Origin of the sequence: Kitasatospora sp. NPDC049285, from assembly GCF_040678815.1 — a bacterium.
Taxonomy (GTDB): domain Bacteria; phylum Actinomycetota; class Actinomycetes; order Streptomycetales; family Streptomycetaceae; genus Kitasatospora.
The window spans coordinates 65,483-89,539 of record NZ_JBFAQR010000001.1; the positions used below are offsets into that span (position 1 = coordinate 65,483).

Sequence of the window (24,057 nt, forward strand, 5' to 3'; positions counted from 1 at the left end):
CCGCCACCGCTCAACGCGTCAGGCCGACGACGTCACCGCCCGGCCGAGGTGCCGGGCGAGGAAGCGCGCCGAGGCGGCGGCCTCGAACCTCGGCATGGCGAGCGGGTCGCCCGCGTTCGCGTGCAGGCTCTTCTCCTTCGAGGCGAAGGCGTCGAAGAGCGCGAGTCCGGCCTCACGCGGGATGCGCTCGCCGTCCCACTGCAGGGTGAACTCGACCGGGACGGTGATCCGCCTGGCGTGGTCGAACAGGGCGTCGGGCCACATCATGCCGAAGACCGCGGCGGTGATCCGGGGCTCCGCCGCCACCAGCGGAATCCCGATCGCGCTGCCGAGCGCGATGCCGACGTAGCCCACCGGCCCGTCGGGGCCGATCTCCGGGAGCTCCTGGAGGGCGTCCAGGGCGGCCCGCCACTCGGGTACGGCGATCTCCGCCAGCCGGGCGTTGTAGGGAACGACGATCGGGCCTTCCGGCTCGCCCGCGGCCTGCGCCCGGCGCAGGTCGGCGATGTCCCGCTCGTCGTGCGCGGAGCGCGGCCGGTCGCCGTGGCCGGGCGCGTCGAGCACGGCGACGTGGAAGCCGCAGTCGCGCACCAGGAGGCCGGCGCGGCCGAGCATCGCGGGGTGCTTCTTGTGGGCGCCGCCGCCGTGGCCCATCAGGACCAGGGGCGCGCGGTCGCCGCCGGAGGCGGGCGACCAGAGGACTCCGGGGACGCCGCCCACGGTGAAGTCGCGTTCGAGCATGCCGTCGGAGGAGGACTCGGCGGTGAACTGCAGAGTATGCACGGTGTTGCCTTTCGGGAGTGCCTGATGGTCGAGGCGCTCCCGGCGACACCTACGTCAGATCGCCGGCCGTGACCGGAAGGGGGAGCACCCACATCGCTACAGCGTTCATGGGTCTCACCTCCTCGGGCGGTGTCACGGTCGACCGCAAGCTACAAGCCCCGGCGCTGCCGCGTCCAATCCTTTTTCCCCTAGGCTTTTCGGCATGCCGCCCTCCCCGTTCGACGCCGTGGTGTTCGACTTCTTCTGCACCCTCACCCCCGCAGTCCCCTCCGCCACCTGGGACGAGCACGCCGCCCGCAGCGCCGCCCCGCTGGGCATCGAGGCCGGGCGGTGGCGCGACGCACTGGACGAGTCGTTCCCGGAGCGCGTGGTGGGCGCCCTCGGCGACCTGCCGCAGACGCTGCGCACGCTCGCGGCGCGCTGCGGGGTGACGCCCGACGAGGAGGCGCTCGCGGCGGCCTGCGCGGCCCGACTCGCCGCCCAGCGCGAGCTGTTCGCGCTGCGCCCGGACGCGGAACCCACCCTGGAGCGGATCGCCGGGTTCGGGGTCAAGGTCGGCGTGCTCAGCGACTGTGCGACCGAACTCGCCGACAGCTGGCCGCTGTTGCCGATCGCCCGGTATGTGGACGCGGCCGTGCTGTCCTGCCGAGAGGGCCGCCGCAAGCCCGACCCGGTGCTGTACGCCACCGTCGCCGAACGGCTCGGCGTCGCCCCGCGGCGCTGCCTGTACGTCGGGGACGGCGGTGGCGGCGAGTTGAGCGGCGCCCGGGCGGCCGGGATGACCGCGGTGCTGCTGCGCGCCGTGGACTGGGCGGCCGACGGCGCGCCCGGCCGGGAGGCCGACTGGTCCGGCCCGGTCCTCGGCACCCTCTCCGCCGTCGGCACCGCCCTCGACTACCCGGTGATGCTCCGCCCGTAGCCGGCGGCGGGCGCCCGCCGCCGGCCCGGGTCGGATACCTGAGTGAGCGTCAACCGCCTTATCGGGCACCGCCGTTGACGTACAGCGTCTGACCGCTGACGTACCCGGCGTCCTCGCTGGCCAGGAACGCCACCACGGAGGCGATCTCCTCCGGGCGGCCGACCCGGCGCAGCGGGGTGCGCTGGGCGACCTCCGCCTGGTGCTCCTCCGCGGTGGCGCCGACCCGCTCGGCGGTGGCCGCGGTCATCGAGGTGGCGATGTAACCCGGCGCCACCGCGTTGACGTTGACGTTGAACGGGCCCAGCTCGATCGCCAGCGTCGCGGTCAGCCCCTGGATGCCGGCCTTCGCGGCGGCGTAGTTGGCCTGGCCCCGGTTGCCCAGCGCGGACCGCGAACTGAGCGAGACGATCTTGCCGTACTTCTGGGCCACGAAGTACTTCTGCACGACGTGCGAGCAGTTGTAGGCGCTGGTCAGGTTGACCGTCAGCACGGTGTCCCAGTCGGACTTCGGCATCTTGAAGAACAGGTTGTCCCGGGTGATCCCGGCGTTGTTGACCAGGATGTGCACCCCGCCCAACTCCTCGACCACGGCGGCGAAGACCGCCTCCACCGCGTCGTAGTCAGCTACGTCGCAGCCGTAGGCGCGCGCCGTGCCGCCCGCCGCGGTGATCTCCTTGACGGTGCCCTCGGCGCGCTCCGCGGTGAGGTCCACCACCGCGACCGCCGCGCCCTCCTCGGCCAGCCGGCGCGCGGTCGCCGCCCCGATGCCCTGCGCCGCGCCCGTCACGATCGCGACCTTGCCCTCGAACCTGCTCACAGCTGCTCCCTCTTCCCGATTCCTCGTCATGTCCGTTTCCCCGACGCGCCGTTCAGCCACGCTCGACCAGGACCGCCGAGCCCTGGCCGACGCCCACGCACATGGTGGCCAGGCCGCGGCGGGCGCCGGTGCGGCGCATCCGGTGCAGCAGGGTGGTGAGGATGCGCGCGCCGGAGCAGCCCAGCGGATGGCCGAGCGCGATCGCGCCCCCGGACGGGTTCACCAGCTCCGGGTCGACGCCCAACTCCCGGACGCTGGCCAGCGCCTGGGCGGCGAACGCCTCGTTGAACTCGGCGGTGTCCAGGTCGTCCAGCCGCCAGCCGGTGCGCTCCAGCACCCGGCGGGTGGCGGGCACCGGGCCGATGCCCATCACGTCCGGGTGGACGCCGGCCGAGGCGCCCGCCACGTACCGGCCCAGCGGCTCCAACTCCAGCTCGCCCAGCGCGCGTTCGCTGACCAGCAGGAGTGCGGCCGCGCCGTCGTTCATCGGCGAGGCGTTGCCCGCGGTGACGGTGCCGCCGGAGCGGAACACCGGCTTGAGGGCGGCCAGCTTCTCCGCGGTGGTGTCGGGGCGGATCGACTCGTCCTCGCGGACCGTCACGCCGTCCGGCCGCTCGACCGGCAGCAGTTCGGCGTCGAAGTGGCCGTCCTTGCGGGCGGCCGCGGCCAGCCGGTGGCTGCGCAGCGCGAAGGCGTCCTGGTCCTCGCGGCCGATCCCGTACCGGGCGGCGACCTCCTCGGCGGTCTCGCCCATCGAGAGGACGCCGTGCAGGTCCTTCATCCGCGGGTTGGTCAGCCGCCAGCCGAGCCGGGTGTCGAAGGTCTCCATCCGGTGCGGCAGCGCCTCGTCGGGGCGGGGCAGCACGAACGGGGCGCGGCTCATCGACTCGCAGCCGCCCGCCACCACGACGTCCGCCTCGCCCGAGCCGATCGCCCGGGCGGCCGAGGTGACCGCCTCCATGCCGGAGGCGCACAGCCGGTTGACGGTGGCGCCGGGCACGCTGTCCGGCAGCCCGGCCAGCAGCACCGCCATCCGCGCCAGGTTGCGGTTGTCCTCGCCGGCCTGGTTGGCGGCGCCCCAGTACACGTCGTCGATCCGCGCCGGGTCCAGCCCGGGCACCTCGGCGAGCAGGCCGCGCAGCACGGCGGCCGACAGGTCGTCGGGACGGACGGAGGAGAGCGCGCCGCGCAGCCGGCCGATCGGGGTTCGGCGGGCGGCGGCGATGTAGACCGGAAGCACTTCCTCGGGCTCCTGTTCTTGACGGTCGGTCGACTCGGATTCGGATGGTCCGAGTCTCAGAAGGCGCTGACCCCGGTGAGGGCACGCCCGATGAGCAGCTTGTGGATCTGGCTGGTGCCCTCGTACAGCGTCATCACCCGCGCGTCGCGCAGGTACTTGCCGACGGGGTACTCGTCGATGAAGCCGTAGCCGCCGAACACCTGCAGCGCGTTGTTGGCGGAGCGCACCGCGGCCTCGCTGGCGAACAGCTTCGCCACCGAGGACTCGGTCGCGAACGGCAGGCCGCGGTCGATGTGGTCGGCGACCCGCCAGGTGAGCAGCCGGGCCGCGGCCACGTCGACCGCGATGTCCGCCAGCAGGTCCTGCACCAACTGGTGCCCGGCGATGGGCTTGTCGAACTGCTCGCGCTCCCCGGCGTAGCGCACCGCCGCGTCCAGGCAGGCCTGGGCGATGCCCACGCAGCCCGCCGCCACCGACATCCGTCCCTTGGACAGCGCCGCCATCGCCACCGTGAAGCCCTTGCCGAGGTCGCCGAGGCGCGCGGCGTCCGGCACCCGCACCCGGTCGAAGGCCAGCTCCGCGGTGGCCTGCCCGCGCAGCCCGAGCTTGCCGTGCACCAGCGTCCGGGTCAGGCCGGGCGTGTCGGTGGGCACCAGGAACGCGGTCACACCGCGGTGGCCCGGCTCGCCGGTGCGGGCGAAGACCAGCGCCACCTCGGCCCAGGTCCCGTTGGTGATGAACATCTTGGCGCCGCTGATCAGCCAGTCGTCGCCGTCGCGCTCGGCCCGGGTGGTCAGGTTCGCCGCGTCCGAACCCGTCCCCGGCTCGGTCAGCGCGAAGCAGCCCAGCGCCTCGCCGGAGCACAGCCGCGGCAGCCACCGCTCCTTCTGCTCGGCGGTGCCGAAGGCGTTGATCGACTTGGCGACCAGCCCCAGCGACACCGACACGACGCCGCGCACCGAGGAGTCGCCGCGGCCCAGCTCCTCCAGCACCAGGCAGTACGCCAGGTGGTCGCCGCCGCTGCCGCCGTACTCCTCCGGCAGGGTCAGGCCGAGGAAGCCCAGGTCGCCGAGCTTGCGCACGATGCCCAGGTCGATCGACTCCGCGCGGTCCCACTCGGCCGCGAAGGGTGCGATCTCCCGGTCGGTGAACTCGGCGGCCAACGCCCGGACGGCGGCCTGCTCCTCGGTCAGCTCCAGGTCCACGGCGACGACCCCTCGATAAACTAGCGCTGCAAGTTTTACGGTGACTGTAGCCCGCACCGCCCCGGACGCGGAAGAGGCGCCTGCGAGAATGGCCGCCCGACCCCGAAGCCCGACGCCGATGCCCGACGGCGATGTCCGACCCCGATGCCCGTCCCGCCCCGAGGAGGCCGAGATCGCCCGACCCCGCACCCCCCTGCTCAGCCGGGACCGTATCGTCGCCGCCGCCCTCGCCCTCGCCGACGCGGAGGGCCTGCACGCCCTCTCCACCCGCCGGCTCGCCGCCGAACTCTCGGTCAGCGGCCCCTCGCTCTACAACCACTTCGCCACCAAGGACGAACTCCTGGACGCCGTGGTCGACAGTGTGATGGGCGAGGTCGACCTCACCATGTTCGACGCGCCGGACGACTGGCGGACCGCGCTGCGCGACTGGGCCCGCTCCTACCGGGCCGCCCTCACCGCGCACCCCAACCTGGTCCCGGTCCTCGCCCAGGGCCCCGGCCGCCGCCCGCACGCGCTGCGCCTGGCCGACGCCGTCTTCGGCTGCCTGGTCCAGGCCGGGTGGCCGCGCGGCCAGGCCACCCGGATCGGCGCCCTGATGCGCTACTTCATCACCGGCTCCGCGCTGGCCTCCTTCGCCGCCGGCTTCCCCGAGGACGCCGCCCTCTACGCCGCCGACTACCCCCACCTCGGCGAGGCCCACCGGCTCGCCGAACACCGCCGCACGATCGACGAGTCCGCCTTCGAGACCGGCCTGGAAGCCCTCCTCGACGGCCTCGCCCTGCGCTTCGAACGGCTGGCCTGACGGTGGCCTGACGGTCCGTCGGAACGCGAGGACGGGGCGGGAGAGCGCCGAATGGCCCACCCCGCCCCGTCGTCGCCCGGTTCCGCCGGGCCGGGCGCTACCGGCCCAGGCCGTCCAGCGCGGCCAGGATGTCCGCCGGCTCCGCGCGGCGGGTGTAGTCGGTGTCGACGAACGCCCACCGGACCGTCCCGGCCTGGTCGATCACGTAGGTCGCCGGGATCGGCAGCGTGCGCGGGTGGCCGCCGTTGCTGCGGTGCAGGTCGATGCCGATGCGCTGGTAGAGCGCCGCCAGGTCGTCGGGCAGGTCGAAGGCGAGGCCGTACTGCTTGGCGGTGTCGGAGCCGAGGTCGCTGAGCACCTCGAAGCCGAGCTCGGCCTTCTCCCGGAGCGTCAGCGACTCGTCCGGGGTCTGCGGCGAGACCGCGACCAGGCGGGCGCCGCGCGCCACGATCTCCTCGTGGTGCTGCTGCAGCGAGCGCAGCGCGATGTTGCAGTACGGGCACCAGGCGCCGCGGTAGAAGGTGAGCACCACCGGCCCGTCGGCCAGCAGTTCGGCGAGCTCGACCTGACGGCCCGTCGCGGACGACAGGGCGAAGCCGGGCGCGCGGTCGCCGGCCGCCACCGCCCGCTCGGCCTGCCCGGACGCGGCGAGCTCCTCGTTCGCCCGCCGCATCACGGCCCGGACGTCCTCCGGGACCTGCTTCTGCCGGCTCTCGAAGAAGGCCCGCAGTTCGGCGTTCACGCTCATCGGGTCTGGTCCTCTCGGATGATCCTGGAACGGTCGAGCCACGGTAGCCACGCCGCGGTGCTCCCCGTCAACGGCGCGCCTTGCGGAACCGCCCACCGTCTCGACCGGCGGCAAGCGCGGGGCTGCACCGTGGGGGTGGGTGAACGGCTCGCGGCCGGCGGCGGGTGCGGTGGTCCACGACGGAGGAGGAGGCGGCGTTCGTCCGGCTCGAGGTCCGGCATCCCGGCGGGACGGTCGTCGCGCTCACCCACCCGATCGTCCTGGGCCGGTGGACGCAATGCCGAGCGCCTCCCGTACGGGATCTTCCGATCCCGCGCGAGAGGCGCTCGCGTACCGGCGGCCGTCAGGCGCTGACCAGTTCCTTCTCCACGGGGGCGGCCACGGCCGGGGCCGGGCGGCGCCGGCCCTTGAGCAGGATCACCAGGCCCGCCGTGACTGCCGTGCCGGCGGCGATGGCGACCAGGTACAGCAGCGGGTTGCCGATCAGCGGCAGCACCCAGATGCCGCCGTGCGGGGCGCGCAGGGTGGAGCCGAAGGCCATCGTCAGGCCGCCGGCCGTCATGCTGCCGGCGATGCCGGCCGGGATGACCCGCAGCGGGTCGGCGGCCGCGAACGGGATCGCGCCCTCGGTGATGAAGGACGCGCCCAGCACCCAGGCGGCCTTGCCGTTCTCCCGCTCCTCGACGGTGAACAGCTTGCGGCGCAGCACGGTGGCCAGCGCCATGCCGAGCGGCGGGGTCATGCCCGCGGCCATCACGGCGGCCATCACCTTGAGGCTGCCGGCATCCGGGGTGGCGCCCGCGGTGGTGAGCGCGCCGGCGGCGAAGGTGTACGCGACCTTGTTGAGCGGGCCGCCCATGTCGAAGGCCATCATCGCGCCGAGCAGCATGCCGAGCAGGATCGCGTTGGTGCCGGACAGGCCGTTCAGCCAGTCGGTGACGGCGCTCATCGCGGAGGCGATCGGGGAGCCGACCAGGACGAACATCAGGAACCCGACGGCAGTGACCGACAGCAGCGGGATCACCACCACCGGCATGATGCCCTTGATCGCCTGCGGCACCCGCCACCTGACCATCCACAGCACCAGGAAGCCGGCCGCCAGACCGGAGACGATGCCGCCGAGGAAGCCCGCGCCGACCGCGACCGAGATCGCGCCGCCGACGATGCCCGCCGCGAGTGCAGCCCGGTCGGCGATCGCGTAAGCGATGTAGCCGGAGAGGATCGGGACCAGGAAGCCGAACGCGGCCTTGCCCGCCTGGAACAGCATCGCCGCCCAACTGGCCTTCGAGGCCCAGTCGAAGTGGCCGACCACAGACGGCGCGGAGGCGATCTGGTAGCCGCCGATCGCGAAGCCCAGGGCGATCAGCAGACCGCCCGCCGCGACGAACGGGATCATGTAACTGACGCCGGTCATCAGGTACTTGCGCAGCCGGGAGGCCCAATGCTCGGTGCGGGGGCCGGAGTTCTGCACGGGAACCGGCGCGGCGGTGGCCGACGGGCCGGCCTGCGCGGCCAACCGGGAGGCCTGGGCGACCAGTTCGTCGGCCCGGTTGACGCCGGCCTTCACGCCGACGTCCACCAGCGGCTTGCCGGCGAAGCGCTGCCGGTCGCGGACCTCGACGTCGTGCGCGAAGATCACCGCGTCGGCGGCGGCGATCACGGCCGGGTCGAGCGGGGTCGAGCCGGCCGAGCCCTGGGTCTCCACCTGGATCCGCGCGCCGGCCCGGGCCGCCGCCTGCTCCAGCGCCTTGGCGGCCATGTAGGTGTGCGCGATGCCGGTGGGGCAGGAGGTCACGGCCACCAGGCGCAGACCGGAGTCGGCGGCGCCCTCGGCGACCTCCGCGGGCTGTACGGCGGCGGGCGCGGCGGCCTGCGGCACCTCCTCGCCGTTGACCAGCGCGGCGACCACGGCCGGGCTGTCCGCCGAGCGCAGCGCGCCGGTGAACTCGGGTTCCATCAGCCGCCGGGCGAGCGCGGCGAGGATCTGCAGATGGGCGTCGTCCGCGCCGTCCGGCGCCGCGATCATGAAGATCAGGTCGGCCGGCCGCCCGTCCGGGGCGTCGAAGTCGACGCCCTTCGCGGTGCGGCCGAACGCCAGGCTGGGGCGGGTGACGTGCGCGGAGCGGCAGTGCGGGATGCCGATGCCGTCGCCGAGACCGGTCGGGGCCTGCGCCTCGCGGGCGGCGATGTCGGCGAGGAAGCCGTCCAGGTCGGTGACCCGGCCCTCGGCGACCAGCCGCTGGGCCAGCGCGCGCAGTGCCTCGGACTTGTCCTCGGGGGCGAGGTAGAGGTCCACGAGGGCGGGGGTGATCAGTCTGCCGGTGGAGTCGGCGGTGGTGTCACTCATCGTTCGGTCCTTCGGTGCCAGGTGGTGTGTGGTTTCCCTTGCCCCCGGGATGTGGTTCGCTCCGGCCGGTCCCCACCGGCCGGAGCCGGTTCAGCCGCCGAGCGGCCGCTCCAGCGGGATCTCCGCCGTCACGGCCACCGCGGCCGGGTCCAGGTCGGCCGGGGTCGGCATGACGCTCCCCGGCAGTTGCACGGCCGCCGCGCCGTGCGCCAGCGCCGCGGCGAGGGCCTCCGGGCCCGCGCCGCCCGCGCCCAGGAAGCCGGCCAGCGAGGCGTCGCCGGCTCCCACGTCGCTGCGCACCGCCGCCACGGGGGCGGTGCCGTACCAGGTGCCCTCCTCGGCGACCAGCAGCATGCCGTCCGCGCCGAGCGAGGCGAGCACCTGCTGCGCGCCGAGCTTGCGCAGCTCGCCCGCCGCGTCGACGGCGTCGCCGAGGGTGCGCAGCTCGCGGCCGACCGCCTCGGCCAGCTCCTCCCGGTTGGGCTTGACCACGTCCGGGCGGGCTGCGAGCGAGGCGAGCAGGGCGGGGCCGGAGGTGTCCAGCGCGATCCGGGCGCCGCCGAGGTGCGCCTCGGCGACCAGGTCCGCGTACCACGCCGGGTCCAGGCCGCGCGGCAGGCTGCCGCAGCAGGCCAGCCACTCGACCTTCGCGCCGTCGGCGGTGTACGTGCTCGGCGCGCTGCGGACGCAGGTCAGCAGGGCCGCGGACTCCTCGGCGGTCAGTACCGGGCCCGGCGCGTTGATCTTGGTGAGGGTGCCGCCGTGCTCGGCGATCGAGACGTTGATCCGGGTGTCCCCGGCGACCGGGACGGTGGCCACCTCGATGCCCTGGCGGCGCAGCAGCTCGGACAGCAGCTGCCCGGAGAACCCGCCGAGCGGCAGCACGGCCGCCGTCCGGTGGCCCGCGGCGGTCAGCGCGCGGGAGACGTTGACGCCCTTGCCGCCCGGGTCGAGGCGGTCGCCGGTGGCCCGGTTGACCTCGCCGCGGGCCAGGCCCGGCAGCTCGTAGGTGCGGTCCAGGCTCGGGTTGGGGGTGATGGTGACGATCATGCGCGGATGACTTCCGGTCCGTGGTTCTCGATCTCGGCGGCGGCCTCGTCGCTCAGCCCGGTGTCGGTGACCAGGATGTCGACGTCGGTGAGCCAGCCGAAGCGGGCGAAGTGCCGGGCGCCGTACTTGCCGGAGTCGGCGACCAGCACCACCCGGCGGGCGCCGGCCACCATGGCGCGCTTCACGGCCGCCTCCGCCAGGTCGGGCGTGGAGAGCCCGACCTCGGGGGAGAAGCCGTTGGTGGCGACCACCGCGACGTCGGCGTGCACGTCGGCCAGGTCGCGCAGCGCCCAGGCGTCGACCGCGGCCTGGGTGCGGTGCCGGAGCCGGCCGCCGACCAGGTGCAGGGTGAGCGAGGGGTGGTCGGCCAGCCGCGCGGCGACCGGCAGGGCGTTGGTGACCACGGTGAGCGCGGAGTCCAGCGGCAGCAGCGCGGCCAGCCGGGAGACCGTGGTCCCCGCGTCCAGCAGCACACTGCCCTCGTTGGGCAGCAGCGCCAGCGCGGCGCGGGCGATCCGGTCCTTCTCCTCGGCCGCGGTGGTGTCCCGCTCGGCGAGACCCGGCTCCAGACTCAGCGCGCCGGCCGGCAGCGCGCCGCCGTGCACCCGGTGCAGCAGGCCCGCCCGGTCCAGGGCGCTCAGGTCACGGCGGATGGTCTCCTGCGTGACGCCGAACTCCTCGGCGAGCGAGGGCACGTCGACCCGGCCGCGCTGCTGCGCGAGCTGGAGGATCTGCTGCTGCCGCTCCGGTGCGTACATGTGGGATCGGGTCCGTTTCATGTCCGTTTACGTCTGGTTAATCGCCGACGATACGCCTCTCGAGCCAGAAAGCAAGGGTCCGTCGCCGATCCGTTGCTGACCAGGTCGGATGCCCGAATCTGTTGACACCGGAGCCAAATCGGGCGTAGAACCAATCGAAACGCCCCGCTAACGGGCGTGAAACCACATCAGACTCGCCCGGTTCCGTGACCCGCCCCCGACTCGCGGAACCGGGCGCATGGCGGCGGGCCGCGCCTCACCCCTCGGTCGCGGCCCGTCGCCGTCCCACCCGCAGCAGCGGCCTCCCCAGCAGGCCGGCCAGAGACTCCCAGGACTACCGATGCCTCACCTCCTCGTCACCGTCGGCTCCCGCAGCGGCCTGCACGCGCGTCCCGCGTCCCTGTTCGTCCAGGCCGCCGCCCGCCAGCCGGTCAAGGTCCGGGTCGGCAAGCCCGGCCAGACCCCGGTCGACGCCCGCAGCCTGCTCTCCGTGCTCGCGCTGGCCGCCGGCCACGGCGAGACCCTTGAACTGCACGCCGAGGACGGCGAGCAGGCGCAGGGCGCCCTCGACGAGCTGGCCGGCCTGCTCGCCACCGACCTGGACGCGGCGTGACCCGCCTGCTCGGGATCGGCGTCGGCACCGGCAGCGCCGCCGGACCGGTCGCCCGGATGTCCCCCGTCCCCGCGCTGCCCGCCCCCCGGCCGGTCACCGACCCGGCGGCCGAGACCGCCGCCGTCCGCGCCGCACTGGCCGCCGTGGTCGCCGACCTGACGGCCCGCGCCGCCCGGACCGACGGCACCGCCGCCGACGTGCTGGACGCCCAGGCGATGATGGCCGCCGACCCGGTGCTCGCCGACCGGGCCGCCGACCTCGCCGCGGCCGGCACCGACGCGCCGCACGCCCTCACCACGGCCTTCAACGGCTTCCGCGCCGAACTGCTCGCCGCCGGCGGCTACTTCGCCGAGCGCGTCGCCGACCTGGACGACCTGCGCGACCGCGCCGTCGCCAGCGCCCTGGACCTGCCCATGCCGGGCCTGCCCGAGCCGGGCCACCCGTACGTGCTGGTCGCCGACGACCTCGCCCCCGCCGACACCGCCCTGCTCGACCCCGCGCAGGTGCTCGCCCTGATCACCGTCCGCGGCGGCCCGACCAGCCACACCGCGATCCTCGCCAAGGCCCTCGGCCTGCCCGCGGTGGTCGGCTGCGCCGCGGCGGGCGCCCTTGCCGAGGGACGCCTCGTGCTGGTGGACGGCGCCGACGGCGTGGTCGAGGCCGATCCGACCGAGGAGACGGTCCGGCTGGCGGCCGAGCAGGAGCGGCGGCGCCGCGAGCGGCTGGCCGCGGTCCACGGCCCCGGCCGGACCGCCGACGGCGTGGCCGTCTCGCTGCTGGTCAACCTCGGCGCCCCGCACGAGCTGGCCGGCGCGGCGGCCGCCGACTCGGAGGGCGTGGGCCTGTTCCGCACCGAGTTCCTCTTCCTGGACCGGACCGAGGCGCCCGGTCTGGACGAGCAGACCGCCGCGTACCGGCGGGTGTTCCAGGCGTTCGCCGGCCGGCGCGTGGTGGTCCGCACCCTCGACGCCGGCGCCGACAAGCCGCTGCCCTTCGCCACCGCCGCCGACGAGGAGAACCCCGCCCTCGGCATCCGCGGCCTGCGCACCGCCACCCGCGACCCGCAGCTGCTGGAGACCCAGCTGGCCGCCGTCGCCGCCGCGGCGGCGGACGCCACCGCGGACGTGTGGGTGATGGCGCCGATGGTGTCGGTGCCCGCTGAGGCCGCGGCCTTCGCCGAGCGGGTCCGGTCCCACGGCCTGCCGTGCGCCGGCGCGATGATCGAGGTGCCGGCCGCCGCGCTGCGGGCCGACCGGCTCGCCGAGGTCTGCGACTTCTTCTCCATCGGGACCAACGACCTGGCCCAGTACACCTTCGCCGCCGACCGCACCCTCGGCGCGCTCGCCGACCTGCTCGACCCCTGGCAGCCCGCGCTGCTCGACCTGGTCGCGGCCACCGCCGGCGCGGCCGCCGAGGCGGGCCGCCCGGCCGGCGTCTGCGGCGAGGCCGCCGCCGACCCCGAACTGGCCCTGGTCCTGGTCGGACTGGGCGTCACCAGCCTCTCCGCCGCCCCGTCCTGCCTGCCCGCGGTCCGGGCCGCGCTGGCCGCCGTGACGATGGATCAGTGCCGCGTCCTCGCCGAACTCGCCCTGTCGGCCCCCGACGCCGCCTCCGCCCGCGCGGCCGTACGCCGGCACCTGGCCGAGTAACGCCCCCGAGTGCGCCGCTCGCGCTTCCCGCGCCCCGCCCGGCTCCCGCACACCGGGAACCGGCGGGGCGGGCCCGTCGTCTCCGGACTACGAACGACCGGAACCAGTCGGGGGGTTGACGGGGATGCTCGATCTGTTGCTCGCGTTCGCCGGGGTGCTGGTGCTGCTGGCCACGGCCGCCCTGATCGGCGTGCTGTTCCGACGCTCCGCTGTCCGGCGCCGGGAGAGACGCTGACCTTCGCCGGGCACGGGGCCGCCTGACGCGAGGTCAGGCACTCCGCAGCGCCTGGCGGACCTCGGCAGCCGGGTCGCCCGCGTGGTAGGGGTGTTCGCTGGGCTCGATGCCGTCCAGGAACTCCTGGTAGCGCAGGGCGCAGTGGACGTGGAAGAACGGGACGGCCAGGTCGAGGGCGCGGGCGGGGTCGGAGCCGGGGACGAGCGCGGACCAGGCCGCGATCCACCGCTCGCGGAGCTGCTGCCAGCGGGCCTCGGGGAGGAAGCCGGCCGGGCGCAGGCCGTCCAGCGCGGGGTGGCCCCACAGGGCGTCGGAGAAGTCCAGCGCGGTGGTGCGGGCACCGTCGAAGCGCCAGTTGCCGGGGTGGAAGTCGCCGTGCACCAGGGTCAACGGCAGCCCGCAGGCGTCCAGTTCGGCGGCCAGCGCGGGGAGGCGGCCGGCCAGCTCGCGGGCGGCGGCGCGCTCCTCCTCGGTGAGCTCGTCCAGCCGGTCCACCAGCGCGGGGAAGCGGGCGGCCAGCGCGGCGGGGGAGCGGTCGTCCCACCCGTCCGGGCCGTCCGCGGCGAGCGCGGCCTGCGCGGATGCCCACCGGTCGACCACATCGATCATGGCGTCGTCCGGCACGCCCCAGCAGTCGGTGCCGGGCAGCTGGTCGATGAGCATCCGCCGCCCGTCCGACGCCAGCACCGACGGCACCACGGACGGGTCCACCGCCGCGACCAGGGCGATCGCCGCGGCCTCGGCGACGGCGAACGGCGGCGTGCTCTTCAGCCACACCGGGCCCGCGGCGGTCGGGATGCGGGACACCGCGGACAGGTTCCACGACCGGACCTGCTCCACCGGACCGGTCACCGGCCGCCCGAGCGCGGCCAACTCCCGCTCCGCCCACGCCCACTCGGCGCGCAGCCCGTCCGCCGCCGCCCACGGCAGCCGCAGCGGGTGGTCGCCGGCCGGCGCCCCGACGACCGGCGCGAGCGACGGCGTCGGCCGCTCCAGCGCCTCCGCCAGGTACCGCACCGCCCCCGCCCGGCCGCCCTCGCCGCCGTCGACCGACAGCATCCGCAGCACCGCCACCGGCGCGCCGGCCAGCCGGGACGCCTGCCCGGCGACCTCGCCGACCTGCGCCCAGTACGGCGATTCGGTGGTGAAGGGCCCGACCTGGCCGAGGAGTTCGCCCTGCCAGGAGATCAGGACGGTGGCCGTCCGCACGTTGTTCGTCTGCACCCGGGCATTGTCCGGGCCGGGCCGCCGGGCCGCCAGCGATTTACCGACGCCCCGTCACCACGGCTCGCGGGTCAGGAAGGCCGGCCGCTGGTCCGGGTCCACCGGGTCGTAGTAGCGGTGGTAGACCGGGGTCAGACCGCCGGAGACCGGCGGGACGATCCAGCTCCAGTCCGTCGGGGTGGGCCGGCCCGCCCGGGCCTCCTGGGCGACGTGCCGCAGGAAGCGCTCCGACTCGGTGTGGTGGTCGGCCATCGTCACGCCGGCCTCCTGGAAGGAGTGCAGCACCGCCAGGTTGACCTCCACCAGCGCCCGGTCCCGCCACAGCGTGCGCGCCGAGGAGGTGTCCAGCCCCAGCCGGCGGCCGACCTCGCCGAGCATGTCGTAGCGGTCCGCGTCGGCCAGGTTGCGGGCACCGATCTCGGTACCCATGTACCAGCCGTTGAACGGCGCCGCCGGGTACCGGACGCCGCCGATCTCCAGCGTCATGTCGCTGATCGCCGGCACCGCGTACCAGCGCAGTCCGAGCTCCGCGAACCAGCCGAACTCCGGGTGCCGCAGCTCCACTTCGAGCACCGCGTCGTCCGGCACCTCGAACCACTGCGGCGCCTCACCGGGCCGCCGCTGGATCATCAACGGCAGCACGTCGAACCGGCCCTCGCCGCTCTTCCACTCCAACTCACGGGCCCGCCGCGCCAGTTCACCGCCCGCCGGATCGCCAGTCCAGCCGCCGTCCGGACCCCGGTACCCCGCGTAGCGCACCAGCTGGGAGTTGACGATCCGCGGCGCCGGCAGCCCCGGCCGGTCCGGGGCGAACACCGTCACCACCGGACGGATCCGCCCGCCGTTGGCCGCCGTCCGCAGGTGCGCGAAGCACTCCCGGGCCATCTCCTGCGGTCCGCTGACGTGCCGCAGGTCCCGCACCACCAGGCTGCGCCAGTACAGCCGCCCGATGCAGCGCGCCGCGTTGCGCCACGCCACCTTCGCCCCGAACGCCAGCTCCGCCGGGGTGTGCCGGTACGTGCCGGTCCGCTCGATCTCCGATAGCACCTCGCGCAGCCGCGGCGAGGGATCACCCGCCCCGGGCTGCTCCTCGTGGAACTGCCGGACGAACAGCGCGGCCTGCGCGATCAGCGTCCGCTCCGCCGCCGGCGGCCCGGGCGGCGCCGGGGCGTGCGGCGGTACGGCGGCCACGTGGTGGTGCCCGTAGGGGCAGACGCCGGCCTGCGCGGGGACCCGGGTACGAAGACGACTGAAGATCAAGAGCACATCCCTCCCGAGGCACATGAGTACCTGAGGTGGGGACGCGTACGCAGAGAGTGAACGATTCGCCCGACGCGCCGTCCGCTTCGGCGCTAGGGTGTCCCGCACGCCCGTACGGGCCTGCGGGACACCCCGGTCGGGGCGGCGGGTCAGACGGCCGGCTGGGAGAGCGAGAGGCCGAACCGGCCCGCGGCGTCCGTCCACCAGTGGGTCAGGCGCATCCCGGCGGCGGCCAGTTCGCGCTCCACCTTCTCCCGGCGGAACTTCGCCGACACCTCGGTGTAGAGCTCCTCGCCCGCCTCGAAGTGCACCGGCAGGCCGAGCGCCTGGACCTTCACGGTCTTCGCCCGCCGCGAGCGCAGCCGCATCTCGATCCACTCCTGCTCGGCGTCCCACAGCGCCACGTGCTCGAACTGCTCCGGGTCGAAGTCCGCGTCCAGCTCGCGGTTGAGCACCGCCAGCAGGTTGCGGTTGAACGCCGCGGTCACCCCGGCCGCGTCGTCGTACGCGGCGACCAGCACGGCCGGGTCCTTCACCAGGTCCGTGCCGAGCAACAGCGAGTCGCCGGGCAGCAGTTGGGCGCGCAGCCCGGCGAGGAAGGCGGCCCGCTCGGCGGGCAGCAGGTTGCCGAGGGTGCCGCCGAGGAACGCCACCAGCCGCGGACCGCCGCGCTCGGACTCCGAAGGCAGGCCCAGCCCGGCGGTGAAGTCGGAGAGCACGGCCCGGACGTCGAGCCCCGGGTACTCGCCGATCAGCGCCTTGGCCGCGGACTCCAGCGCGCTCTCGCTGACGTCCACCGGCACGTAGGTCTCCAACGTGCCGGCGGTGCGCAGCGCGTCCAGCAGCAGCCGGGTCTTCTCCGAGGACCCGGAGCCGAGTTCGACCAGGGTGCGGGCCCCGGTGGCGGCGGCGATCTCGGCCGCCCGGTCGGCCAGGATCTCCCGCTCGGCGCGGGTCGGGTAGTACTCGGGCAGCCGGGTGATCTCCTCGAACAGCTCGCTGCCGCGGGCGTCGTAGAACCACTTCGGCGGGAGCCGCTTCGGACTCGAGGTCAGACCGTTCTGCACGTCGTGCCGTAGGGCGTGGTGCAGGTGGTCGGCGGGCAGCAGACGGGTGAGCTGGTATCCGGTCACTGCGAGACGTCCTCTCGGCTCAGCGGGGTCAGCGCGCTGCCGGCCGGCGTGGCCAGCAGCAGGGTGCGGTCGGGGACTTCGGACCACCCGGGCCCGTCGTCGAAGGGTTCGGAGGCCACCAGCACCGAGCCGTCCGCGTCGCGGCGCTGGAACAGGGTGTCGCCCCACGCGGTGGCGGCGATCGAGGTGCCGTCGGTGGCCAGCAGGTTGAGGCGCGCGGTGCCCGACTCGGCGGCGGCCAGGCAGACCTCGGCGAGCGCCTCGCCGAGCTTGACCCCCGCGTGCAGCCGGTTCAGCACCAGCGCCCACAGCAGCGCCGAGTCGGTGCGCGCCTCCAGGCCCAGCAACTCGGCGGGCGACAGCCGCTCGGCGAGCGGCGCGAACGCCTCCGGCCAGCCCGGCAGCGCCCCGTTGTGGCTGAACAGCCAGCGCCCGGAGGCGAACGGCGCCGCCGCCTGCGCCCCGGCCGCGCAGCCCTCGGTGGCCGAGCGGACCGCGCCGAGCACGGCGTGCGAGCGCACCACCCGGGCCAGGTCGGCCAGGTCGCCGTCCGCCCAGATCGGGCCCTCGCGCCGGTACCGGGCCGGGCGCTCGTCGCCCTCCGCGTACCAGCCCACGCCGTAGCCGTCCGCGTTGACGGTGCCGTAGCGCTGCAGCCGGGGCGCCCAGGACTGCCGCAGCAGCCCGTGCGGCGGCTCGAGCAGCACCGAGCGGATCGCCACCGGTCGCCCCAGGTAGGCGAAGTGACGGCACATCAGGCGTCCGCCTCGGCGTCGCGGGCGGTGCGGAACCCGGAGAAGATCTGCCGCCGCATCGGGTAGTCCCAGTTGCGGAACGTCCCCCGGCAGGCCACCGGCGCCACCGCGAACGAACCGCCGCGCAGCACCTTGTACTCCGGGCCGAAGAACACCTCCGAGTACTCCTTGTACGGCCAGGCCGAGAACCCCGGGTACCCGGTGAAGTCGCCGGCCGTCCACTCCCACACGTCGCCGATCAACTGCCGCACGCCGTACGGCGACTGGCCGTGCGGGTAGGCGCCGACCGGGGCCGGCTGGAGGTGGCGCTGGCCGAGGTTGGCGTGCTCGGCCCCGGGCGGCTCGTCGCCCCAGGGGAAGCGCCGGGAGCGGCCGGAGACCGGGTCGTGCCGGGCCGCCTTCTCCCACTCCGCCTCTGTCGGCAGCCGCCGCCCCGCCCACCGGGCGTACGCGTCCGCCTCGTACCAACTGACGTGCAGCACCGGCTCGTTCGGCGGCACCGGCTCCAGGTGGCCGAACCGGCGGCGCAGCCACTGCCCGCCGTCGCGGGACCAGAACAGCGGTGCGGTCAGGTTCGCCTGTATCCGGTGCTCCCAGCCCGCCGGCGTCCACCAGCGCGGCTCGTCGTAGCCGCCGTCCGCGATGAACGCCTGGTAGGCGGCGTTGGAGACCGGGGTGGTGTCCAGCCAGTACGCGGCCAGGTCGACCTGGTGGGCCGGGCGTTCGTTGTCCAGTGCCCACGGCTCGGTGTCGGTGCCCATGGTGAACGGGCCGGCCGGGATCAGGACCTCGGCGGGCAGCACGCCGGTGGAGGCGGGCGGCGCCGGGGCGGCGAGCACCGCCGGGCCGCGGCGCAGCTGGTGGGTGATCAGCATGGTCTCGTCGTGCTGCTGCTCGTGCTGGGCGATCATCCCGAAGGCGAACCCGGCGTCCAGCAGCGGCGCGCCCTCCAGCGGGGAGGCGGCCAGCAGGTCCAGCACCCGGCCGCGCACCTCGTGCGCGTAGGCGCGGGCCTCGGCGGGCGGCAGCAGCGGCAGGCTGGGCCGCTCGGCGCGCGGGTGCTCGAAGGCGTCGTAGAGCGGGTCGATCTCCGGGTGCATCGGGTCGCGGCCGCCGACGTTGCGCAACAGCCACAGCTCCTCCTGGTTGCCGATGTGCGCCAGGTCCCAGACCAGCGGCGACATCAGCGGGGAGTGCTGGGCGATCAGGTCGGCGTCGTCGACGGCGCCGGTGAGCTGCGCGGTGCGCTCCCGGGCGGCGAGCAGTTCGGTGGCGATCGCCTCGCGCAGCAGCGCGGGGTCGATCCGGTCGGCGTTCAGCACGGTACGTCCTCCTCGAGGGCGGGGCCGGTGCCCGCCCGCAGTGCGTCCAGCTGGTCGTCGGCGGGGCAGCGGCCCCGGGCCGGGTAGCGCTCGGCGAACTCCACGAGCGCGGGCCGCAGGCGGCCGTCGCGGCGGGACAGGGCACGCTCCGCGGCGGCGAAGCAGGTGAGGGCGGCGCGGCGCAGGTCGGCGTCGGCCATGCCCAGCGCGGCGGCCCGCCGCCACAGGCCCGAGCGTGGCGCGCGCAGCCCGGCGTGGCCGAGGCGCTCCAGCGCGGCGTGGGCCTCCGCGGCCGCGAGCGGGTCCTCCATCAGCGCGGTGACCAGTGCCAGCGGCACCCGCCAGCCCTCACCGGGCTGGGCGTCGATCATCCGCAGCTCGAGGTGCCCGCGCGGGCGCACCGGCGGGAACAGCGTGGTGCGGTGGTACTCCAGGTCGGCCATGGTCGCGGGCCGCTCGCCGCCGCCGCGCAGCCACTCCCGGAAGGTCAGCCCGGCCGGCGCGTCCCAGGGCAGCCCGTCCTCGCGGCGCACGCACAGCACCGAGGCGTCCAGCACGTACCGGCTCCACGCCTCCCGCGGGTCGTCGGCGGGCGCCGGGGCGAGCGTGCGGGTGGGGTCCATCCGCGACCAGACCAGCTGACGGGTCGACTTGTAACCGGTCGGACGGCCGTCCAGCAGCGGGGAGTTGGCGAACGCGGCGACCAGCACCGGACCGAGCAGGTGGGTCAGCCGCCAGCGCTCGGCGTACTGCGCCTCGGTGCCCGCGTCCACGCAGACCTGCACCGAGGCGGTGCCGGTCATCATGATCCGGCCCCAGGGGCCGCCGCGGGCGAAGAAACGTTCCATCGCGCGGTAGCGCGGGTGGGTTGCCAGCATCCGGCGCTCGCGGGCCGTCGGGTCGGTGCCGCTGCCGGTCAGCCGCAGACCCTCGGCGGCGAAGGCCGCCCGGAGCACCGCCTGGTCCGTGCTCAGACCCGCGGCGCAGGCCGCCGGGTCGGCGGCGGGCGGGGAGCTCAGCTCGACCTGTCCGCCGGGTTCGTGCGTCAGCCGGGAGCCCGCGGGGAAGGCCGGGCCGTCGGCGCCCGACGGCAGCGCCGCCAACGCGGCGGCCACCCGGGCCGGATCCACGGGGTCGGCGGGACATCGCCCGTCATGGACGAACCACTCCGCCTCCACCCCGACCAGGGCGGGCGGTCCGATCTTGAAACAGATGGCTCCCAGATGTAGTTCTGCCGACGACTCGGTCAACTCCGTCACGGTGGGTGCTGAACGAGCGGGTTCTTCGGTTCGGTACGGGCGTACAGATGTCACCGGACTCACCATCCCTCGGTCTGCGACTGCGGCCCGGTTGTTCCTGCTCAGTCTGGCCCGAGGCAAACCTCCGCGCCGCCCAAGTCGTTTATCCGCACGTCAAGCGGGTGAGTGCGGTCCGTAGGCGGTCCAACGGCAGGGCGAAATTCAGCCGCAGGCACCCGATTCCGGCCGGGCCGAAGTCGGATCCGTCCGCCAGTTCGACATCACGGTGGGTGAGGAGATGCTCGCGGGTGCCGAGCCGCCCGCCGTCCAGCCAGAGTAGGTACGAGGCCTGCGGAACGGCCAGCACCGCCTCGCCGAGGGCGGTGGTGGCGAGCTCGCGGGCGCGCACCAGGTGGGCGAGGAGGGCGGTCAGCCAGGCGTCGTCGTCGGCGAGCGCCGCGCGCTGCGCGACCGCGCCCAGCAGCCCGCCCTCCCACAGGCCGAAGCCCGCCATCACCGCCGTCAGCCGCTCGCGCAGCGCCGGGTCCGGGACCAGCGCGAAGCAGCTCGGCAGGCCCGAGAGGTTGAAGGTCTTGCCGACCGAGTTCAGCGTCACCACGTGGTGCGCGCCGCGGGTGACGGCCACCGCGACCGGATGCGGGACGCCCGCGTCCGGGTGCAGCAGGTCGCCGTGCACCTCGTCGGAGATCAGCAGGCCGGGGGCGGCGGCGTCCGCCAGCGCGGTGATCTGCGCGGCCGACCACACCCGGCCGGTCGGGTTGTGCGGGCTGCTGAGCAGCACCGCGCCGGGGCGTTCGGCGGCGATCTGCGCCGTCGGCAGGTCGTAGCCGTCGGGCGTCCTGGGCAGTGGCAGCTCCCGGACGGGCACGCCGGCCGCGCGGCAGACCCGGGCGAAGCCGCCCCACTCCGGCGTCAGGAACACCGCCGGGCCGGCCGGCGGGCGGGCCGCCTCGATCAGCAGGCGGACGGCGGTGCCCGGCGCGAACGGCAGCAGCATCACCCAGTCCGGGTCGATCTCCACCCCGTGCCGGCGCAGGTACCAGCGCGCCACCAGCGCCCGGTCGGCCTGCTCCGCCACCGGGTACCCGAACGCGAGGTGCCCGGCCCGCGCCCGCAGCGCCGCCCCCACCGCCGGGGGGCCGGGCAGATCCATGTCCGCCACCCCCATCGCGATCCGCCCCGCCCCGGCCCGTGCCCACTTCGCACTCCCGGTCGCCGCCCGGCTGAAACGCTCGAACACCTCGGGCTCCCTCCGCCACTGCGCTCACGCTACGAGCCTGCGGAGCATTCCCGCCGGACGCGCAGGGATGCGCGGCCGTGCGGTTCGGGTGGGGCCGCGCGGTGCCGGGTGGGGCCGTGCGGGAGGTCAGCCGTCGTCGTCCGGGAGGCGTTCGCACTCGACCGCGAGGGAGCCGCGGCGGCGCATGCGGGTGCCCGCGGCGGGGGACTGGGCGGTGACGCGCCAGGTGCCGGGCCAGGTGAGGGCGCTCAGCGGCGGCCCGTCCGGGTCGGGGGCGGTGATCACCACACCGGCCTGCCGGGCGAGCGTACGGGCGCGGGGGACCAGCAACCCGACGACATCGGGGACGGTCACCTCGTCGGCGGTGGCGGGTCCGATCCAGCTCATGGCCGCCAGCCTCCCCCCGATCGCCCGCGGAGGGAAGAGGGCCGGGGCCCCGGCGGGTGCGCACCGGGGCCCTGGCGACGGGTGCTGACGGGACGTCAGCGGTAGGCGCGGACGTCGGCGACGGTCCACCAGCCGGGGGCGGCGCCGGTGAGGGTGAGGCGGACGTAGCGGACGGGGGCGCCGGTCAGGTCGGCGCTGGTCAGCTGGCCCGAGCCCTGGGCGGCGGTGACGGTGCGCCAGCTCGTGCCGTCGGTACTCGTGGCGACCGTGTAGGCGTGCGGGTGGTCGCCGGTGGCCGCGCCCGCGTCGAAGACGACGCGGCGGGCGGGCAGCGCCTTGCCGAAGTCGACCTGCAGGTACTGGCCCGGGGCCTGGCCGGTGCCGGTGGTCCAGCGGGTGGCGGCGTCGGCGTCCACCGCGTGGGCGGCGGTGTCGCCCGTGCAGCACGGGTCGGTCGGACCGGCGGGGGAGGCGGTGGCGCTCCAGCCCGGTGGGTCGACCTGGCGCAGCTCGCCGGTGCCCGGAACCCGGCCGTTCCAGACGAAGGTGGCGAGTGCCCCGCCCGGCAGCGTGTAGGCGAACGACCGGTCGCCCTCGCGGATGGTGAAGGTGCGCGGCGCGTCGTTCTCGTTGTGCGCGACCAGGACGGTGCTGCCGTCCGGGTTGCGGAAGGCGACGTCCATCACCTGCCCGTTCCACCCCGTGGTGCCGAGCGAGGTGGAGGCGATGCGCACCGCGCCGGGCCGCACGAAGCGGGCCAGGTGCCCGAGCGTGTAGTACTCGGCGTTGTTCGTCACGGTGCCGTCCGTGCCGACCGCGATCACGCCGGTGCAGCCCGCGCAGCCGCCGACGTGCGGGTCGCCGGCCGGGTCCAGCGCGAGGTTCCAGTTGACCACCGTCTCCGCCCAGTTGCGGGTCGCGCCGATCACCAGGTTGCGGGTGTGCCACTTGAGCGTGTCGGCGAAGGTGTTCGCCGGGTCCGCGGACTGCGCGCCCGAGCACTCGGTGAAGTAGATCGCCTTGTCAGGGTGCTGGTCGTGCAGCGCCGACATGGCGCTCGGGTCGCCCGCGTAGCAGTGGTAGGCCGTGCCGTCGACCCAGCGGGCGGCCGGCGAGGCGAGCACGTTCTGCGGATAGGCGTTGACGTCGGCGAGCTCGTCCGCCGGGGTGCCCACCGTGTCGTTGGGGTGCTCCGACCAGTTGTGGTCGTACGCCAGGATCCTGGTCGGCAGCCCGGCCGCGCGCAGCATCGGCCCGAGGTTCTCGATCACCCGGTCCTGCTGCCAGGACGGCATGTCGGCGCCCGGGTAGCCGGACGGGTGGCGGTTCTGCGGCTCGTTCTGGACGGTGATCGCGTCCACCGCGATGCCCGAAGCCCGGTACGCCTGGACGAACTTCAGCAGGTAGAGGGCGTACGAGCGGTAGATCCGCGGGTCGTCGACCAGCCGGCCGCCGACCAGTGAGCCGTTGTCCTTCATCCACGCCGGCGGGCTCCACGGCGAGGCCATCACCCGCAACTCCGGGTTGAGCGCCTTGGCCTGGCGCAGCAGCGGCAGGATCTGCCGCTGGTCGTGCGCGATCGAGAACTGCCGCTGCTCGTAGTCGGTCTGACCGGCCGTCAGGTCGTCGTAGGTGTACGGGGCGTCGGCGACGAAGTCGGATCCGCCGATCGGCTGGCGCAGGAAGGACAGGCCGTCGCCGGTCCGCGGGTCGAAGAGCGAACGCATCGCGTCGTCCCGGGCGGCGGGGGAGAGGCCGGACAGCACCGCCGCCGAGGAGTCGGTGATCGAGGCGCCGAAGCCGCGCATCCGCTGGTAGGTCAGGGTCGGGTCGACCACCACGGCGGGGGAGTCGGTCGGGGCGTCGCCGAAGGTCGCCGGAGCGGACTCGGTGAGGCGGCTGGTGCCGTCCGGGGTGGTGATCCACACCCGGGCGGTGACCGGCCGCTTCGCCCCGTCGGCGGCAGCGGCCGGGACGAACGCGCCGCCGAGCGCGGCGGCCAAGGCGGCGGCCAGCAGGCCGCGGGCCAGCCGGCGGGCGGCGGGTCGGGAGGGAGGCGGGGGCGGGGCGGAGACGGGAGCTGCTGGGGCGGTGCGGCTCAACGGAGGTGCTCCTTTCGCGGGGACGCGATCCTCGGCCGGCCGCCTTCCGGGTGGTGCCGGCGGCCGGAACGGGAGGATGAAAGCACACTTACTGAGTACTTAGTAAGTCCTTGCGCGCGCACCGCTCGCGCGCTTGAATCGGACGGTGACCACGGAACGACCGCACCCCGCGCACCGCAAGGCCGCCGCCCAGCCCCGCCCCGCCCGGA

21 protein-coding genes are annotated in these 24,057 nt (G+C 75.0%); 4 read left to right on the forward strand and 17 right to left on the reverse strand.

Annotated elements, in window-relative coordinates; all coding sequences use genetic code 11:
- Positions 1–18: 18 nt before the first annotated feature.
- On the reverse strand, positions 19–783 hold the full coding sequence (locus tag AB0K51_RS00310) for an alpha/beta hydrolase (RefSeq protein WP_363448782.1): 765 nt from the start codon (positions 781–783) through the stop codon (positions 19–21).
- A 202-nt stretch (positions 784–985) separates the two neighbouring features.
- Between AB0K51_RS00310 and AB0K51_RS00315 the strand changes: the two genes are divergently transcribed.
- Complete coding sequence (locus AB0K51_RS00315) at positions 986–1,702, forward strand: HAD family hydrolase (RefSeq protein WP_363448784.1); 717 nt, start codon at positions 986–988, stop codon at positions 1,700–1,702.
- A 58-nt stretch (positions 1,703–1,760) separates the two neighbouring features.
- Here AB0K51_RS00315 and fabG read toward each other — a convergent pair whose 3' ends face one another.
- From fabG to AB0K51_RS00330, 3 genes are read right to left on the reverse strand one after another with little or no spacing between them, the layout of a single operon-like run.
- Positions 1,761–2,519, reverse strand: a complete 759-nt coding sequence (gene fabG / locus AB0K51_RS00320; RefSeq protein ID WP_363448786.1) for a 3-oxoacyl-ACP reductase FabG — start codon at positions 2,517–2,519, stop codon at positions 1,761–1,763.
- A gap of 52 nt (positions 2,520–2,571) precedes the next feature.
- Positions 2,572–3,759: a thiolase family protein gene (locus tag AB0K51_RS00325; RefSeq protein WP_363448789.1), complete on the reverse strand. Its 1,188-nt coding sequence runs from the start codon at positions 3,757–3,759 to the stop codon at positions 2,572–2,574.
- Positions 3,760–3,815: 56 nt separating this feature from the next.
- Positions 3,816–4,964, reverse strand: a complete 1,149-nt coding sequence (locus tag AB0K51_RS00330) for an acyl-CoA dehydrogenase family protein (protein WP_363448791.1) — start codon at positions 4,962–4,964, stop codon at positions 3,816–3,818.
- Positions 4,965–5,136: 172 nt separating this feature from the next.
- Between AB0K51_RS00330 and AB0K51_RS00335 the strand changes: the two genes are divergently transcribed.
- Positions 5,137–5,766, forward strand: coding sequence for a TetR/AcrR family transcriptional regulator (locus tag AB0K51_RS00335; RefSeq protein WP_363449321.1), 630 nt, complete (start codon positions 5,137–5,139; stop codon positions 5,764–5,766).
- Positions 5,767–5,863: 97 nt separating this feature from the next.
- Here AB0K51_RS00335 and AB0K51_RS00340 read toward each other — a convergent pair whose 3' ends face one another.
- The 4 genes from AB0K51_RS00340 to AB0K51_RS00355 form a co-directional block, all read right to left on the reverse strand.
- Complete coding sequence (locus AB0K51_RS00340; protein WP_363448793.1) at positions 5,864–6,514, reverse strand: peroxiredoxin-like family protein; 651 nt, start codon at positions 6,512–6,514, stop codon at positions 5,864–5,866.
- A 343-nt stretch (positions 6,515–6,857) separates the two neighbouring features.
- Entirely contained in the window at positions 6,858–8,861 is a 2,004-nt protein-coding gene (locus tag AB0K51_RS00345) for a fructose-specific PTS transporter subunit EIIC (protein WP_363448795.1), read from the reverse strand.
- 90 nt (positions 8,862–8,951) lie between these two features.
- On the reverse strand, positions 8,952–9,911 hold the full coding sequence (gene pfkB, locus AB0K51_RS00350) for a 1-phosphofructokinase (protein WP_363448797.1): 960 nt from the start codon (positions 9,909–9,911) through the stop codon (positions 8,952–8,954).
- Entirely contained in the window at positions 9,908–10,669 is a 762-nt protein-coding gene (locus tag AB0K51_RS00355; protein ID WP_363448799.1) for a DeoR/GlpR family DNA-binding transcription regulator, read from the reverse strand. The genes pfkB and AB0K51_RS00355 overlap by 4 nt, the downstream gene beginning before the upstream one ends.
- A 340-nt stretch (positions 10,670–11,009) precedes the next feature.
- Between AB0K51_RS00355 and AB0K51_RS00360 the strand changes: the two genes are divergently transcribed.
- Together AB0K51_RS00360 and ptsP are read left to right on the forward strand one after the other, a co-directional pair.
- Complete coding sequence (locus AB0K51_RS00360; RefSeq protein WP_363448801.1) at positions 11,010–11,282, forward strand: HPr family phosphocarrier protein; 273 nt, start codon at positions 11,010–11,012, stop codon at positions 11,280–11,282.
- On the forward strand, positions 11,279–12,931 hold the full coding sequence (gene ptsP, locus AB0K51_RS00365; protein WP_363448803.1) for a phosphoenolpyruvate--protein phosphotransferase: 1,653 nt from the start codon (positions 11,279–11,281) through the stop codon (positions 12,929–12,931). Before AB0K51_RS00360 ends, ptsP begins: the two co-directional genes overlap by 4 nt.
- A 268-nt stretch (positions 12,932–13,199) precedes the next feature.
- Here the strand turns inward: ptsP and AB0K51_RS00370 are convergent, their stop codons facing one another.
- From AB0K51_RS00370 to AB0K51_RS00410, 9 genes are all read right to left on the reverse strand, one after another.
- Entirely contained in the window at positions 13,200–14,390 is a 1,191-nt protein-coding gene (locus tag AB0K51_RS00370) for a phosphotransferase (protein WP_363448805.1), read from the reverse strand.
- Between the two features lie 54 nt (positions 14,391–14,444).
- Entirely contained in the window at positions 14,445–15,521 is a 1,077-nt protein-coding gene (locus AB0K51_RS00375) for a nitric oxide synthase oxygenase (RefSeq protein WP_363449322.1), read from the reverse strand.
- Between the two features lie 278 nt (positions 15,522–15,799).
- Positions 15,800–16,783 (reverse strand): L-histidine N(alpha)-methyltransferase, encoded by a 984-nt coding sequence (gene egtD, locus AB0K51_RS00380; protein WP_363448807.1) that lies wholly within the window; start codon positions 16,781–16,783, stop codon positions 15,800–15,802.
- The gene (gene egtC / locus AB0K51_RS00385; RefSeq protein ID WP_363448809.1) at positions 16,780–17,538 is read right to left on the reverse strand and encodes an ergothioneine biosynthesis protein EgtC; all 759 of its coding nucleotides are present in this window, start codon (positions 17,536–17,538) and stop codon (positions 16,780–16,782) included. Before egtC ends, egtD begins: the two co-directional genes overlap by 4 nt.
- Complete coding sequence (gene egtB, locus AB0K51_RS00390) at positions 17,538–18,860, reverse strand: ergothioneine biosynthesis protein EgtB (RefSeq protein WP_363448811.1); 1,323 nt, start codon at positions 18,858–18,860, stop codon at positions 17,538–17,540. Before egtB ends, egtC begins: the two co-directional genes overlap by 1 nt.
- On the reverse strand, positions 18,854–20,119 hold the full coding sequence (gene egtA / locus AB0K51_RS00395; RefSeq protein WP_363448813.1) for an ergothioneine biosynthesis glutamate--cysteine ligase EgtA: 1,266 nt from the start codon (positions 20,117–20,119) through the stop codon (positions 18,854–18,856). Before egtA ends, egtB begins: the two co-directional genes overlap by 7 nt.
- 142 nt (positions 20,120–20,261) lie before the next feature.
- Positions 20,262–21,359 carry an aminotransferase class I/II-fold pyridoxal phosphate-dependent enzyme gene (locus AB0K51_RS00400; protein WP_363448815.1) on the reverse strand — a complete coding sequence of 366 codons (1,098 nt, stop codon included), beginning with the start codon at positions 21,357–21,359 and terminating at the stop codon, positions 20,262–20,264.
- Between the two features lie 126 nt (positions 21,360–21,485).
- Positions 21,486–21,746 (reverse strand): PASTA domain-containing protein, encoded by a 261-nt coding sequence (locus AB0K51_RS00405; RefSeq protein WP_363448817.1) that lies wholly within the window; start codon positions 21,744–21,746, stop codon positions 21,486–21,488.
- 95 nt (positions 21,747–21,841) lie between these two features.
- A complete protein-coding gene (locus tag AB0K51_RS00410; protein ID WP_363448819.1) occupies positions 21,842–23,848 on the reverse strand; it encodes a glycoside hydrolase family 30 beta sandwich domain-containing protein in 2,007 nt (668 codons plus the stop codon).
- Positions 23,849–24,057 lie beyond the last annotated feature (209 nt).